The 14,999-nt window shown below is 60.5% G+C and carries 13 protein-coding genes; 7 read left to right on the top strand and 6 right to left on the bottom strand.

Annotated features, from left to right (window positions below; genetic code table 11):
- Positions 1-30 precede the first annotated feature (30 nt).
- Together ACIY1O_RS11015 and ACIY1O_RS11020 are read right to left on the bottom strand one after the other, a co-directional pair.
- Positions 31-756 carry a hypothetical protein gene (locus ACIY1O_RS11015; protein WP_397475130.1) on the bottom strand — a complete coding sequence of 242 codons (726 nt, stop codon included), beginning with the start codon at positions 754-756 and terminating at the stop codon, positions 31-33.
- Between the two features lie 82 nt (positions 757-838).
- Positions 839-1,837: a methyltransferase gene (locus ACIY1O_RS11020; protein ID WP_397475131.1), complete on the bottom strand. Its 999-nt coding sequence runs from the start codon at positions 1,835-1,837 to the stop codon at positions 839-841.
- A gap of 93 nt (positions 1,838-1,930) precedes the next feature.
- Between ACIY1O_RS11020 and ACIY1O_RS11025 the strand changes: the two genes are divergently transcribed.
- Entirely contained in the window at positions 1,931-3,361 is a 1,431-nt protein-coding gene (locus ACIY1O_RS11025) for an iron-containing redox enzyme family protein (RefSeq protein ID WP_397475132.1), read from the top strand.
- 146 nt (positions 3,362-3,507) lie between these two features.
- The gene (gene pyrE / locus ACIY1O_RS11030) at positions 3,508-4,191 is read left to right on the top strand and encodes an orotate phosphoribosyltransferase (RefSeq protein WP_397475133.1); all 684 of its coding nucleotides are present in this window, start codon (positions 3,508-3,510) and stop codon (positions 4,189-4,191) included.
- Positions 4,192-4,195: 4 nt separating this feature from the next.
- Here the strand turns inward: pyrE and gatB are convergent, their stop codons facing one another.
- Genes gatB through gatC form a run of 3 tightly spaced genes read right to left on the bottom strand, consistent with a single transcriptional unit; the run spans position 4,196 to position 7,490 of the window.
- Complete coding sequence (gatB, locus tag ACIY1O_RS11035) at positions 4,196-5,650, bottom strand: Asp-tRNA(Asn)/Glu-tRNA(Gln) amidotransferase subunit GatB (protein ID WP_397475134.1); 1,455 nt, start codon at positions 5,648-5,650, stop codon at positions 4,196-4,198.
- On the bottom strand, positions 5,650-7,182 hold the full coding sequence (gatA, locus tag ACIY1O_RS11040) for an Asp-tRNA(Asn)/Glu-tRNA(Gln) amidotransferase subunit GatA (protein WP_397475135.1): 1,533 nt from the start codon (positions 7,180-7,182) through the stop codon (positions 5,650-5,652). Before gatA ends, gatB begins: the two co-directional genes overlap by 1 nt.
- 2 nt (positions 7,183-7,184) lie before the next feature.
- Positions 7,185-7,490, bottom strand: coding sequence for an Asp-tRNA(Asn)/Glu-tRNA(Gln) amidotransferase subunit GatC (gene gatC / locus ACIY1O_RS11045; RefSeq protein WP_397475136.1), 306 nt, complete (start codon positions 7,488-7,490; stop codon positions 7,185-7,187).
- Positions 7,491-7,639: 149 nt separating this feature from the next.
- Here gatC and ACIY1O_RS11050 point away from each other — a divergent pair, with 149 nt between their 5' ends.
- The 5 genes from ACIY1O_RS11050 to rodA all read left to right on the top strand — a co-directional run bounded on the left by ACIY1O_RS11050 (position 7,640) and on the right by rodA (position 13,307).
- On the top strand, positions 7,640-8,683 hold the full coding sequence (locus tag ACIY1O_RS11050) for a rod shape-determining protein (protein ID WP_397475137.1): 1,044 nt from the start codon (positions 7,640-7,642) through the stop codon (positions 8,681-8,683).
- Positions 8,684-8,779: 96 nt separating this feature from the next.
- Positions 8,780-9,652, top strand: coding sequence for a rod shape-determining protein MreC (gene mreC / locus ACIY1O_RS11055; protein WP_397475138.1), 873 nt, complete (start codon positions 8,780-8,782; stop codon positions 9,650-9,652).
- Positions 9,645-10,229 (top strand): rod shape-determining protein MreD, encoded by a 585-nt coding sequence (mreD, locus tag ACIY1O_RS11060; RefSeq protein ID WP_397475139.1) that lies wholly within the window; start codon positions 9,645-9,647, stop codon positions 10,227-10,229. The genes mreC and mreD overlap by 8 nt, the downstream gene beginning before the upstream one ends.
- Positions 10,230-10,239: 10 nt before the next feature.
- Positions 10,240-12,174: a penicillin-binding protein 2 gene (gene mrdA, locus ACIY1O_RS11065; protein ID WP_397475140.1), complete on the top strand. Its 1,935-nt coding sequence runs from the start codon at positions 10,240-10,242 to the stop codon at positions 12,172-12,174.
- Positions 12,171-13,307, top strand: a complete 1,137-nt coding sequence (gene rodA / locus ACIY1O_RS11070; protein ID WP_397475141.1) for a rod shape-determining protein RodA — start codon at positions 12,171-12,173, stop codon at positions 13,305-13,307. The genes mrdA and rodA overlap by 4 nt, the downstream gene beginning before the upstream one ends.
- 548 nt (positions 13,308-13,855) lie before the next feature.
- Here rodA and mutY read toward each other — a convergent pair.
- Positions 13,856-14,989, bottom strand: a complete 1,134-nt coding sequence (mutY, locus tag ACIY1O_RS11075) for an A/G-specific adenine glycosylase (protein ID WP_397475142.1) — start codon at positions 14,987-14,989, stop codon at positions 13,856-13,858.
- Between the last annotated feature and the right edge of the window lie 10 nt (positions 14,990-14,999).

A 14,999-nucleotide genomic window follows, 5' to 3' on the forward strand; every position in this document is an offset into this window, starting at 1 on the left:
GTGCTGCGAGCCGCGGTCGGGCATGGCTTGCTAGCGCACGGGCAGAAAGTTGAAGAAAAGCAGCCCTTGCATGTAGTTGATGCCGACGCGGCGGATGTTTTCATCCAGCAGGTTGGCCACCAGGTCGAGCCGGCCGACCAACTGGCCGAACTCTCTTTCAAAACTCAGGTTGGTGACGCTGCCGGACATTTCATTGGCCAGCAGTAACGGTGCGCCATGGGCGTCGGTGCGGCTGGCCAGCAGCCAAGCGGCGATTTCGACGTTGCGGGCTGCGTTGTAGACATGTCGGGCGTCCAGCACGTCAGAGACGTAGAACCGGGTCTTGCCGCCGTGCGACTGGATGATCATGTCGGACAGTCCGAGCACAAAAGCAGCCACCCGATCGCCCTGGTATTGAGGATCAAGCGCAACAGACAATATCTGGATGTCGCGAAGGCCTTGCAGGCCTTGGGGCGCGCGGCCGCTATGAATGGCCTTGCTTCCTTCGAGCACCGCCGCGTCCAAGTCGGGGGCGCCGGATTTTCGCCATTCGCGCGGGTTGCGCCGATATAGTTTTTCGAGCAGGCGGGACAGGCTGTCCAGATTGTCGCGCATGGCGATGGTGACCGTGCGGTTGAAGTCGGTCTGGGCCAACTGATCGAACGACATGTCTTCGGTGGTGGGGCCGTTGCCTGAAACGACGGCGGAGGGCGCCACGCATCCGGACACCGCCATGCTCAAGATCAGGATCGACAGCGCAATCCGGCTATGACTCATATTCTTAGTTCTATGGATTCATCGGGCGAGCGTCGAGCGGGACGTCGCTTGCTTCAGTCGCCAAGACTTTATCAGATAAGAGTCAGGAGGCAGTGGCTTGCAATACCACCGCTGCGATCCGTTCCGCATCGTCATAAGCCGGATTGATCAATTCTTCACCGAACACATCGGGATCCATTTCGCGATAGCTCCATCGCCACGATGTGGGCAGGCCGGCCAGTACCTGCTGCGCGTCGTCCAGGAAAGTGTCGCGGCCATCGACAATTGTAGAGCCTGTATAGAGCAGCATCGTGCCCCCGGTTCTGAGGCGCGGCAAAGCCGCCCTAAGCATGGCCACCGCCAGGTCTTGTCCGTGGCTGCCCCCGCCATGACGGTATGAGCGCTTTAATGAGTCGTTCAGGTAAGGCGGATTCGCCACGACTAGGTCGAAATCGCCGTCGACTCCGGACAGCATATTGCTTTGGCAGGTTCTTACGTTGCGTGTGCCCGCAATCGCTGCATTGACCCCGGCCAGGCGCAGGGCTTGTATATTGATGTCTCCGGCCCAGATTTCGGCCTCGGGCCAGGCCAAGGCGACCCGCAAAGCGCCGGCGCCGGTGCCGCAGCCCATGTCCATGGCACGCTGCAGCGGCATTTCGCGTTTTTCAAGGTATTGTCCGATCGATTGCGCAAAACGATAGGTGTCGGGCCCGAAGAAAACGGCATCCGGATCCGTGGTGGGGTGGGCGGTATGCCAGCAAAGCAGTCCATTCAACGACGAAAGACGCAGCCGGCTGCGCCAGCCGTCGCCTGATGGCTCGAGCATGTCGGCGTCTCGCATCAGTTCGAACACCTGTGGCGGCAACAAACCGGTTTTAAACGGGCGGCTCCAGCCCAATACCCCGCGCAAGTCTTCGGCCCAGATGTTGCCGGGCCTGGCGTTGACACGCTCGTGCGTGGCTGGAGTGGGTGTGATGAAGTGGTAGCCCAGCTCGCGTACGGCGAACGCCAGGCGCACGAGTGCGTGTTCGGATTTGGAAAGTGCGGCGTGGGGATCAAGGGCCATGGCGCCGGTATTGTCTGTTAAACGAGTGCTCAACATAGCATGCCATCTGCGGCGGACACAATTGCGAGGGCGGGCATGGCGATTGCTTGGTGGCGACATGGCCCCGAGGGGCGTCAGGAGCCGTAGATCATGTCAGCTTTACCCATTCAATATGCCCAGACCGAGGCGCTCGCCGGGCGAACGGCGCGCGATTTATACCACGCCTTGTATGCGAGCGAGCCCGCAGATGCCGTCTGTGAAGCCTCGCGGGTTTATTTACAAGGTTGCCTCGAGCAAGGCGGGAGCTTGCCTTGCGACCTGCCGGCAGACAGTACCGGGCTGGAAGAATGGATGGCCATGCGCCACGAAGACGTGGGCCGTCAATACCTGGATTATCTTGCCCAGCGCAAGGCGGGGGCGCCCAGGCGGTACTTTGCGAATCGCTCCCACGTTCTGTATTTTCTACAGGGTGTTTCACCCACCAAGTTTGTCGATGGCGCATGGCTGCATGGTCTTTTGCCTCAATGGTGGGATGACCGCTATAGGGCCTTGATACGCATCTATCTCGAAGAGTTGGGCGAAGGCCGGGCTGCGGACAACCATGTGGCCATGTATCGCCGGCTGTTGGCTGTAAACGGATGTGAGCACATCATGCCGCTGTCGGACGGCCATTATGTGCAAGGGGCGATACAACTAAGCCTGGCGCGCAACGCGGCTCATTTCATGCCGGAGGTCGTGGGGTTCAATCTGGGGTACGAGCAACTGCCCTTGCATTTGCTGATCACGACACACGAGCTGAAGGAACTGGGCGTCGATTCTTATTACTTTCAAGTCCACGCCACGGTCGACAATGCTGCGACGGGCCATGCGCGTAAGGCGCTGGAGTCGGTAAGGGGGTTGTGTCCCACGGGCATGGATGAGCGTCGTTATTACGAACGCGTCAAGCGCGGCTACCTGTTGAACGACCTGGGAGAGAGCACTGTCTCGGTTATTGAATCATTCGATCTCGATGAAGAAATGACCCGGGTTCTGGCCGAAAAAGGTGTTCATGGCCGACACATGCATTCTGACTATTGCAAGGTGGGCGGGCGTACCGTTAACGAATGGCTATCCAGCGCACAGGCCATTCCGCTGTTCCTTCACGAACTCGAGCGTTACGGTTGGATCAGGCGAAACACCGACCCGGCCCAGAGCCGATTCTGGCGCCTGCTTGATGAGGGCGCCGACATGTTCGGGGTGTTCAGTGCGTACGAGCGGCAGGTTATCTACGACTGGATCGCCGGCACATGGCAGCCCGGCCGCGAGAACCGCAGGACCGCCGCTGAAGCGGTCTGCGGAGACAGGAACTTGTCGCGACGCCTGGTCGGCCTGGGAGCCGGCTCTTGCGATGCGTCGCTTTCCACCCAGCTGGAAGGTGATTTCGGCATGGAAATGCGCGATTTCGAAAGCGAGGTGATGCAAGCGCACAGCAAGCGGGAACTGATGCCCAGGCTTGCCGCAATGATGGATCCCTCCCTGCATCACACTCCGGTGGGCCTGGCGGCCACGCGCATGTTCGGCCGCTTGCTGGACACGGCCTAGGGGCGGCGGGGGCGAAAAGTGCAGGACGGTTGACGACACGATCCGACCGGTGGGATTTGACGCGCTCGAGCCAGTTGGAAGGGTGGGTTTCAAGACTACGGCTTTATGTTCGATAATATGGTTTTTCCAGCATTTATCGTTGAGTCATGGTTGAAACCTCTTCCCGCACCGAGTTCGTTCGTTTTTCACTAGAGCAGGGCGTATTGCGCTTTGGCCAGTTCAAGGTCAAGTCAGGGCGGGTCAGTCCTTATTTTTTCAATGCCGGCTTGTTCAATTCGGGGTCGTCAGTGGGCCGGTTAGCCGGTTTCTACGCCGAGGCATTGATCAAATCGGGGGTGCAGTTCGACATGCTGTTCGGCCCCGCCTACAAGGGCATCCCTCTTGCCACCGCCACGGCGGTGGCATTGGCAAGCCACCCGGCCACTGCCGAGCGCCACATACCATTTGCCTTCAATCGCAAAGAGGCCAAAGACCATGGCGAGGGCGGCGTACTTGTCGGTGCGCCGCTGCAAGGAAGGGTCGTGATCATCGATGACGTGATCACCGCCGGAACCTCGGTGCGCGAGTCGGTCCAGATCATCCGGCAGGCGGGGGCGCAGCCCGCCGCCGTGCTGATTGCGCTTGACCGTATGGAGCGCGCAGGCGCAGACGACGCCCTGTCCAGCCATTCCGCCGTGCAAGATGTCGCCAACACCTACGGCATACCGGTGGTAAGCATCGCTTCATTGGGCGACATCATGGCGTTGATGGACGGCGATTCGCAGTTTGGCGAACATCGCGACGCCGTGGCCTTGTACCGCGACAAGTACGGCGTCAGCCAAGACGCTTGAACGATCAGCCGAGCTTTTCCTTCAGCAGCTGGTTCACCTGCTGAGGGTTGGCTTTGCCCTTGGCCGCCTTCATGATCTGGCCAACCAGCGAGTTGAAGGCCTTGTCCCTGCCGGCGCGATACTGCTCGACGATGGCCGGATTTGCAGCCAGTACCTCGTCTATCATGGCGCCGATGGCGCCCGAGTCGCTAATCTGTTTTAGTCCGCGCGCCTCGATGATCGCGTCGGGATCGCCGCCGTGTTCTCCGTCCCACATCGCCCCGAAGACGTCGCGGGCGATTTTATTTGAGACGGTGCCGTCGACGATGCGGCCGATCAGGGCGGCGAGCGCCGTCGGCGCGACCCGGCTTTGAGCGATGTCGATCTCGTCGCGGTTGAGGGCGGCGGAAAGCTCGCCAAGTATCCAGTTGGCGGCCAGCTTGGCCTGCCCTTGTGGGACATGTTGGGCTGTTTGTTCGAAATAATCGGCGTAGGCGCGGTCCATGGTCAGTTGGGCGGCATCGTAGCTGGTCAGGCCAAGATCGTCCTCGAACCGCCGGCGCTTTGCTGCAGGCAATTCCGGCAGGTGGGACTTGACGCGCTCAATCCAGTCTGCCGTGACCACCAGCGGGGGCAGGTCTGGGTCGGGAAAGTAGCGGTAATCGTCGGAATCTTCTTTGCTGCGCATGCTGCGTGTTTCGTCGCGATCGGCATCATAAAGACGGGTTTCCTGGCGTACCGTGCCGCCATCTTCGATGAGTTCGATCTGGCGCCGGGCCTCGTACTGGATCGCGCGCTCGAGAAAGCGGAAAGAGTTGAGGTTCTTTATTTCACACCGGGTGCCAAGCTCGGTTTGTCCCTTGGGGCGTACAGATACGTTGGCATCGCAGCGGAACGAGCCCTCTTGCATATTGCCGTCGCAAATGCCCAGCCAGACAACCAGCGAGTGCAGGGTGCGCGCGTACGCAACGGCCTCGGCCGCCGAACGCATCTCGGGCTCGGACACGATTTCGAGCAAGGGCGTGCCCGCGCGGTTCAAGTCGATGCCGGTGGAGGATTCACCGTGCGGACCGGTGAAATTCTCGTGCAGCGACTTGCCGGCGTCTTCTTCAAGGTGGGCACGGGTAAGGTTGACCGTGTGCTCTTGCTCGCCGACAAAGAAACGCAGCGATCCGCCCTGAACCACGGGAAGCTCGAATTGGCTGATCTGGTAGTTCTTTGGCAGGTCGGGATAAAAGTAATTTTTGCGCGCAAATACAGACCGGGGAGCGATCTGGGCGCCAATGGCCAGGCCAAAGCGAATGGCATGCTCGACCGCGCCGCGATTGAGCACCGGCAGGCTGCCGGGCAAGGCCATGTCGACCTCATTGGCTTGCGTGTTGGGCGCAGCGCCGAAGCGGGTGCTGCTGTTCGAGAAAATTTTTGACTCAGTGGCCAGTTGGGTGTGTGTCTCGAGCCCAATGACGATTTCCCATTCCATTATTGCTGTTCCGGTGTACGTTGATGCCAGTCGGTTGTTTGCTGGAAACGGTCGGCGATGGCCAGCAAGCGGCCTTCATCGAAATAGTTGCCGATAAGCTGAAGGCCGATGGGCAGTGGCTTGGACCCCTGGCTGAAGCCGCAAGGAATTGACATGGCGGGCAGCCCGGCCAGGCTGACTCCCAGTGTGTAGATGTCGGCCAGCCAATCGGCGGTGGGGTCATCTCGATTTTCGCCGATGCGTTTGGCGACGGTGGGCGTGACCGGCCCCATGATGACGTCGCATTGCTCGGCAAAAGCTTGTTGGAAGTCGTTGGCGATCATGCGTCGAACGCGCTGTGCTTGCAGATAGTAGGCGTCGTAGTAGCCGTGACACAGCACATAGGTGCCCACCAGTATGCGGCGCAGAACCTCGGGGCCGAAGCCTTCGGCGCGCGAACGGCTGGTCATGTCGGCAAGGTCGGTGTAAGAATCAGTGCGATGGCCGTAGCGTACGCCGTCATAACGCGACAGGTTGCTGGAGGCTTCGGCCGGCGCGATCACATAGTAGGCGGGTATGGAGAACTTGGTGCGGGGCAAGGAAATATCGACACGGCGCGCACCCAGCGATTCGTAGGTTTGCAGCGCGGCTTCCACGGCCTGGGCAATTTCTGAGGACAAGCCTTCGTTGAAAAACTCGGCAGGCACACCGATGCGCAGCCCTTGAAGCGGCTTGGCGCCCCCCGCCTGTTGCTCGGCCACGGCGGAGTCGAACGCCGCCCGGATGCGACCGGGCTGGTTGGGCGCCGCGTCGCATTCGGCCAGGCTGGTGGCGTCGCGCTCGTCGAATGCGCTGATGGGGTCGAGCAGTTCGAGTAGATCACGCGCATGGCGCGCAAGAGGGCCCGCTTGGTCGAGGCTGGAACCGTAGGCCACCATGCCGAAACGCGAAACAGTTCCGTACGTGGGCTTGATGCCGCTGACACCGCACAAGGCCGCCGGTTGGCGCACCGAGCCGCCGGTGTCGGTACCCGTTGAGGCGATGACCAGGCCGGCCGCGACCGCTACGGCCGAGCCGCCGGACGAGCCGCCCGGCACGACGTCGAGGTTCCAGGGATTGCGAGCGGGGCCGAAGGCGGAGTTTTCGTTGCCGGAGCCCATGGCGAACTCGTCGCAGTTGAGCTTGCCCAGCGAGACGGCGCCCGCCTGCTCCAGCAAAGACACCACCGTGGCGTCGAAGGGGCTGGTGTAGTTGGCCAGCATCTTGCTGGCTGCCGTGGTGCGCCATCCGCGTGTTGCGAAAACGTCTTTGTGCGCGATGGGGACGCCGGCCAGTGGGCCGCCCCGGCCCTGGGCCAACAAGGCGTCGGCCTGTTTGGCCTGGGCGCGGGTAAGCTCGGGGTCGACGTGCAGAAACGCATTCAGGTCGGCCCGGGCCTGGATGGCTTCGAGGGCGCTGTCGGCGAGTTCGAGGGCGCTGACCTTGCGCTGGGCAAGCGCGGTGCGTAGCGCTTCGATGGAATCGAATTCGGAATGTAAAGGCATGTTGGACATGGTTATTCGATGACCGTAGGCACGAGAAACAGGCCCTGCGCCGTGGCGGGTGCGTTGGCCATGAGGGCTTCGCGCTGCGTTTCGGCGCCCGGCGAGGCCTGGTCGTCGCGCAGGCGCAGGCTGATGTCCTGGTGCGCGGACAGCGGATGAGCAAGCGGTTCGACGCCCTGTGTGTCGACAGCCTGAAGCTGCTCGATCAGGTCGAGGATTCCGTTCAGTTCCACACGGGTTCGTTCGGATTGCTCAGCAGAGAGGGTAATGCGCGCCAGGTTGGCGATGCGCGCGACGTCTTGATCGGAGATAGACATGAAGTGGTCTTGTCAGAGTACGCTCTTTTTACGTTAAGGAGCGGTAAATGAGTACTAAGTTAGGCAAATTATAAGTTATCATTGAAAGCTTAGCCGTCAGTGGCTAGCGGTTCTTCTTTGTATTCCAATTCTTCAGACACCTTCAGCTCATGTTCGGATTTCTGCGTAGTTATTTTTCCAGCGATATGGCGATCGACCTGGGCACCGCCAATACGCTCATTTATGTCCGAGGCAAGGGTATTGTGCTTGATGAGCCGTCTGTAGTGGCCATACGGCACGACGGCGGCGCCAGCGGCAAAAAAATCATCCAGGCTGTGGGTCGAGAGGCCAAGCAGATGCTCGGGCGTGTGCCCGGCAATATCGAGGCCATCCGGCCCATGAAAGACGGCGTCATCGCCGACTTCACCGTTACCGAGCAGATGCTCAAGCAGTTCATTCGCATGGTGCATCCGCGCAGCATGTTCGCACCCAGTCCGCGCATCATCGTTTGCGTTCCTTGCGGCTCCACCCAGGTCGAACGGCGCGCCATTCGTGAGTCGGCCCTTGGGGCGGGGGCAAGCCAGGTTTTTCTTATCGAAGAACCCATGGCGGCCGCCATCGGTGCGGGCTTGGCGGTTTCCGACGCCAGCGGCTCCATGGTTGTCGACATCGGCGGCGGCACCACCGAGGTTGCGGTTATTTCTCTGGGCGGCATGGTCTACAAAGGTTCGGTGCGGGTCGGCGGCGACAAGTTCGACGAAGCCATCATCAACTACATCCGTCGCAACTATGGCATGCTGATCGGCGAACCCACCGCCGAGCTCATCAAGAAAGAAATCGGTTCGGCGTTCCCAGGGGCCCAAATCCGCGAAATCGAAGTCAAGGGGCGCAATCTGTCCGAAGGCGTGCCGCGCAGCTTTACGGTGTCGTCCAACGAAATCCTCGAATCGCTTACCGACCCCCTTAATCAGATTGTTTCCGCTGTGAAGACGGCGCTTGAGCAAACCCCCCCCGAACTGGGCGCCGATATTACCGATAAAGGCATTGCCCTGACAGGCGGCGGCGCGTTGCTGGCCGACCTCGATCGTTTGCTTCAAGAAGAAACCGGCCTGCCGGTCGTGGTGGCCGAAGATCCGCTCACCTGCGTGGTGCGCGGTTGCGGCGAAGCCCTCGAGCACCTCGAGAGGCTTGGCACCGTTTTCATTTATGATTGATGCGGGCGCCCGGCCATAGCGCCGGAGCGACGCGGTTATTTCCAGCATTAACAGGCCCAGGCCGCCGGGCGTGTTTCCAGGCAGGCTCAACATACAATGCAAGAGCAAGCGACGATCAGGCTATTCAAGCGTGGGCCGACTGCGGAGTTTCGGCTGTTTGTCTTCGTGATCTTGTCCCTGGCCCTGATCGTCATCGATGCGCGCTGGCGTGTGCTTGATCCGGCCCGAGAAGCGGTTTCGGTGGCGCTTTATCCCTTTCAGCGCGCGGTCATGATGCCGCGCGATGCCATTTCCGCAGTCAGCAACTGGACCGACGCCGCATCCACGGCGCGCACCGAGAAAGAGGCGCTTCAGCGCCAGCGTATCGAACTGGCGCAGATCGCCACGCATGCGGCCCAGCTATCGGCTGAAAATCAACAGTTGCGCCGCCTGCTTAGCGTGGCCGACATGGTGGTCCAGCCGTCGGTGGCGGTCGAGGTTCTGTACGAGCCTCCCAATGTCTTTACCCGGCATCTGGTCTTCGATAAAGGAAGGAACAGCGGCATCATGTCCGGAATGCCCGTCATCGACGAAGGCGGGGTGGTGGGGCAGATCGTGCGGGTTACACCGTTTACCTCGGAGGCGGCCCTGATTACCGACGAAAAAGTGTCGATACCTGTGCAGGTCTTGCGCAACGGCTTGCGCCTGATCGCGTTTGGCGGTCATCCAGGCGGCAAGGTCGAGGTGCGTTACTTGACCAACGAAACGGACATCACGCCCGGAGACGTGCTGGTAACCAGCGGCGTGGGCGGTTTGTTTCCTGCGGGGTTGTCTGTGGCCAAGGTGGATGAAATCCAGCGCGACAATGCCTCTGGGTTCTCCAAGGCGGTCGCAACGCCGCTGTCCCATCCAGAGCGCTATCGCCATTTTCTGGTGCTTAGAGTCGAGCCCACCCTGTCTGAAGCAGTAAAGGACGAAGCCGATGGATAAGCATCGCCCGGCAGGCTCAGGCCGCCCGGGGCTTCCCGTTCAGCGCAGGCCGCTCAGTTCGCTCGAGCCCATCGACACAACGCCGTTTCGCCGGCCGTCGGGCTGGCTGTTCATCTGGTTCACCATTATCCTGGTTTGGCTGATCTCGTTGCTGCCCTGGCGCTTGTGGCAACCCGCCCCCGACCTGCTGCTGCTGGTGATCCTGTTCTGGAGCGTCAACGAGCCGCGCCGAATCGGCCTGACCACCGCTTTCATCTTCGGTTTGCTAATGGATGTTCACGACGCCGGCCTGCTGGGTGAGCAGGCATTCACCTACGTGCTGGCGGCATACGGCGTCATTGTGCTGGCGCGGCGGCTGCAGCGGTTCAGCGCCCTGGCGCAGGCTGTGCATATACTGCCGGTGGTTGTGGCCGCCGAGGCCGCTGCGCGGCTGGTTCACGCCTGGATTGCGGGTGAATGGGCGGGCTGGGCATGGCTGTGGTCGGCGGTATTCACCGTGGCTCTCTGGCCGTTGGCCGATATTTTGCTCCACTTGCCGCAGCGGCGACAGGACGAAATAGACGCCGGCGCGGCGTAGCGGACAGGCCATGTTCGAGTACAAGCGCACCACCTTGCATCAGAAGCGCCGCATACTGCTCCGCGTATGGGTTGCCGGTATATTCGCCTTGGCATGTTTTTTTGGGCTGGCCGGCCGCCTGTGGTATTTGCAGGTCGAGCGCTACGAGGGTTTTGCGGCCCGCGCCGATAAAAACCGCATTGCCGTGGTACCCATCCCGCCGCGCCGAGGGGAAATTCTGGATCGCAATGGCGAGGTTCTGGCCAGAAATTACCGTGACTACACACTTGAAGTCGTGCCCGCCAACGTCAAGGACATCGATGCGTTGCTTCAAGAGCTCAACCCCATTGTCAACATCAGCCCGCACCAGCGGCGCCGATTCCAACAGGCGTGGGGACAATCGGGCCGTTATTCCAGTGTCATCCTTCGCAATAACCTCAGCGATCTCGAGGCGTCGTGGTTTGCGGCCCACGCCTACAAGTTTCCCGGTGTCGAGCTGAAGGCCCGCTGGGTGCGGGAGTATCCGCAGGGAGCGTCCGCTGCACATGTTCTCGGCTACGTAGGGCGCCTATCGGAAGGCGACATGACCCGGCTGGAAGAAGATGGCGAATTGGGCAACTACCGAGGCACCAACATCATAGGCAAGAAGGGCATCGAGAAAACCTGGGAGCATGTCCTGCATGGCAGAACCGGGGTCGAAGAGGTAGAGGTGACGGCTTCAGGCCGACCGGTGCGCACACTGAATCGGACCGACCCTGTGCCCGGTTCAGACCTGATGCTGTCGCTCGATATCGGCCTGCAGAAAATTGCCGAAGCGCAGTTCGAAGGCAGACGCGGCGCACTTGTGGCGATTGAGCCGGGCACAGGCGAAATTCTGGCCTTCGTCTCGGCGCCGTCGTTCGACCCGAATCTTTTCGTCGACGGCATCGATGTGGAAAGTTGGCGCGAGTTGAACGAATCGCCCGATTATCCACTGATCAACCGGCCCTTATACAGCACTTATCCCATAGGCTCCACCTATAAGCCTTTCGTCGCGCTGGCCGCCCTCGAGCTGGGCGTGCGCTCGGCGAACTTGCGCATTCCCGACCCCGGCTACTACGAGTTGGGCGGCCAGCGTTTTCGCAATGCCGGCGGCGCCGTATACGGCCCAACGAACATGCATCGCGCCATAGTCGTGTCGTCAGATACCTATTTTTATTCGCTGGGCCCCGAAATGGGCGTGAACGCGCTGCATGATTTCAGCGCGCAGTTTGGCTTCGGCCAACTTACCGGTATCGATCTGGACGGCGAGCGGCGCGGCGTCCTGCCGTCCACAGATTGGAAACGCGAAAACTACCGCAAGCCCGAGCAGCAGCGCTGGTATGCGGGCGAAACGGTTTCCGTGGCTGTGGGCCAAGGGTACAACGCCTTCACGCTGTTGCAGCTTACACAGGCGACCGCTGTCTTGGCTGATGGCGGCAGCTATGTGAAGCCCCATCTGGTCAGCAAGATCCGCAATCCCGAAACCGGCGACACGATTCCCACGTCCATAGAGCCGACTCATGTCATCGACCTCAAGCCCGAGAACCTCAAGGTTGTGCGTGAGGCCATGGTGGATGTGCTCAAGACGGGCACGGCCCGCCGCGCCTTCTCCGACGCCGAGTACGAAGCGGCCGGCAAGACCGGTACAGCCCAGGTGTACAGCTTGCGCGGCGCAAAATACAATGCTGCCGAGATCGAAGAAAGGCTGCGCGATCATGCTCTGTTCATGGCCTTTGCGCCGGTCGATAATCCCAAAATTGCGTTGGCCTTGATCGTTGAAAACGGTGGTTGGGGTGCGACGGTTGCCGCCCCCATCGCGCGCACCGTCTTTGACTATTGGCTCGATCCCAAGCGGGTCTCAAGGCAAGGACGGAGTTTGGCGCGAACTGTTCCAGCTGCTGAGCAAGAGCAAGAGCAAGCCGCGAGCCCTGCGGAGCCGTCATGAAGATTCTGCTTTATGGCGCCCTGAAGGCTCTGCGTAGCCTCGATTGGCCTTTGCTTGCCATCTTGGTCCTGATGAGTCTTCTGGGCTTGACCATCATGCATTCGGCGGTGGGCGGTACCGACTGGCGCTTCGCCGATCAGTCGCGGCATTTCTTACTTGCCTTTTTCGCAATGTGGGTCGTGGCGGTTATACCTTTGCCTCGATTGATGCAGCTTGCGCCGTGGTTTTATACCGTGGGCCTGCTTCTGCTGCTTGGCGTTGAGTTTTTCGGCGAAACCAGCAAGGGGGCCACGCGTTGGCTCGACCTGGGCATGATCCGAATACAGCCATCCGAAATGATGAAGATCGCTGCGCCGATGATGTTGGCGTGGTACTTCCACCGCCACCAAGGCAAGATCAGCGTCATCGATTTCCTGGCAGCGGCGGTGCTGCTTGCCATTCCTTTTGCTTTGATCGTGCTGCAGCCCGACCTGGGTACGGCGCTGCTGGTGTTCACGTCCGGTTTCTGCGTTATCTATTTCGGAGGGCTTTCGTTCAAGCTGCTTGCCCCTGCTTTCGTAGTGGTGGCGGTCTCTTTGGGCACGGTGGTTTATTTCGAGGATCAGATCTGCCGGCCTGACGTTGATTGGGTAGTACTGCACGACTACCAGAAGCACCGTGTATGTACTTTGCTTAACCCTGGTACTGATCCGCTGGGCAAAGGCTTTCATACGATACAGTCGATGATCGCCATAGGTTCGGGCGGTATTTACGGGAAGGGTTATATGCAGGGTACGCAATCGCACCTGAACTTCATCCCCGAACGCACCACCGACTTCGTCTTCGCGGTCTATGCAGAAGAATTTGGCCTTTACGGCGGCATCATGTTGCTGGTGCTGTACGGGTTATTGATACTGCGCGGCCTGGCCATAGCGGTTCGAGCCAATACGCAGTTCGGCCGCCTGCTGGCGGGGGCGATGGCGATGATGTTCTTTGTCTATGTGTTCGTGAACATGGGGATGGTGATGGGGATACTGCCGGTTGTCGGCGTGCCCCTGCCGTTCATGAGCTATGGGGGGACGGCTTTGCTGACGTTGGGAATTGCCTGCGGGATATTGATGAATATCAGTACTTGGCGGCCGGTTCGGCGGTGAGTTTTTCTGCGCAGCAGGTTCTTAAGTTGTTTCTGCGGTGTGGTGAGAGACGTTAGCTCTTAAGACGTCTTTGCGCTGCGGGGGGCTCTGGCTGTCGGCGGAGGCGACCGGCCCTTCGGGCACGCCTGTCCGCTTCGTCCGGGCCTTCGCCTTCTCGATCCAGCGCACTGGGGCCTAGGTGCCATGAGGGCAAGGATCTAAAAAGCCAGCGAGCCACGAATCTAAGAGCTGCGGGATGGGCGGGTATTTGAGCGCCGTCCGACCAAGCCGAGTACTTCCCATTTTCGGGGAGGCAAGCTCGCAACGTGTTTGAGCGGGCAAGCTTGGCGGACCATGGTCCGCCGCCCGCGAGTTTTGCGAGCGCCCCGAAAATGAGAAGTATGAGGGAAGCCCGGCGAAGCCGGGCCGCAGGGAGCGGTGCTCAAATACCCGCCCATCCCGCAGCTCCTTAAAAACTCAAACCAAGGCGCGTCCAGTAATACGAAACAACGCAAAAAATAGCTCAATAAGCAGCCTAATAATTAGACTCGTACGCAAAAGCAGACAGCTTAATCATTAGGTTCGACCGGGCTGGCGTCAAGCGAGACGGCGTCAGGGGAATCGGCATCAAACAAGTTCGGTGCATAAACCCCCTCCAGAAGTTTCCGCACAGGCGCAGGCAGTGCAGCCCCCGGTAGTTCGGAGATCGGCAGCCACAGATGGTCGGCAGCCAGTTCCATGACCAGTTGGCTGTCGCCAACCACCAGCCAAGGCTCAATATGCAGCTTGAAGTGTGTGAACGCATGCGAAAGTGCGGCCATCTTCTGAGCCGGCGCCAAAGACAAGCCCCAGCCGGCACAGGTGCTTTCAAGCAGCTCGTACGAATCGAACTGCGGCAAGCTTAGCAGCCCGCCCCAAATGCCCGAAGAGGGCCGTTGCTGCAGCAAGATTGAGCCCGTGTTTTCCAGGATGAGCATTGAACAAGAACGTTCCTGCGGCCTCTTGCGGCGTTTCGGCGTAGGCAGATCGAGCTGTCGGCCATGAGCCCGCGCCCAGCAACCCGATGCCATGGGGCAGGCTTCACAAGCCGGCCGACCGCGCGTGCAGATTCCAGAGCCCAGATCCATCAGGCCCTGGGTATAGGCCTTCATGTCCAACTGGGCGGGCGCCGCTTCGAGCACTTCTTCTGCTGTTTGCCACAGCAACTGCTCCACCGCCCGCGTCGACGTATCGCCTTCGATGCCGAAATAACGCGTGAATACGCGTTTTACGTTGCCGTCCATGATAGGGCTGCGTTCGCCGTGCGCAAATGCCGCGATGGCGGCCGCCGTCGAGCGGCCTATGCCGGGCAGCGTCACAATATCGGTGGAGTCTCGAGGAAACTCGCCGCCCCAGGTGTCACGGATTACCTGCGCGCAGCGATGAAGATTGCGGGCGCGGGCGTAATAGCCAAGGCCCGCCCAGTAGGGCATGACCTCTTCCTGGCTGGCGTCCGCCAACGCCCGTACATGCGGGAAACGTTGCAGGAATCGTTCGTAATAGGCGATCACCGTTGCAACCTGCGTCTGTTGCAGCATGATCTCGGACAGCCAGATCCGATACGGGTCAGAGGTGTTTTGCCATGGCAGGCCGTGCCTGCCATGGGCGCGCTGCCATTTAACGACGTTCGTGGCAAAATCGGCCGGCCCGGCCTGATGGGGCATGGCGCGCGGC

This window comes from Pusillimonas sp. (genome assembly GCF_044464525.1).
Classification (GTDB): domain Bacteria; phylum Pseudomonadota; class Gammaproteobacteria; order Burkholderiales; family Burkholderiaceae_B; genus Pusillimonas.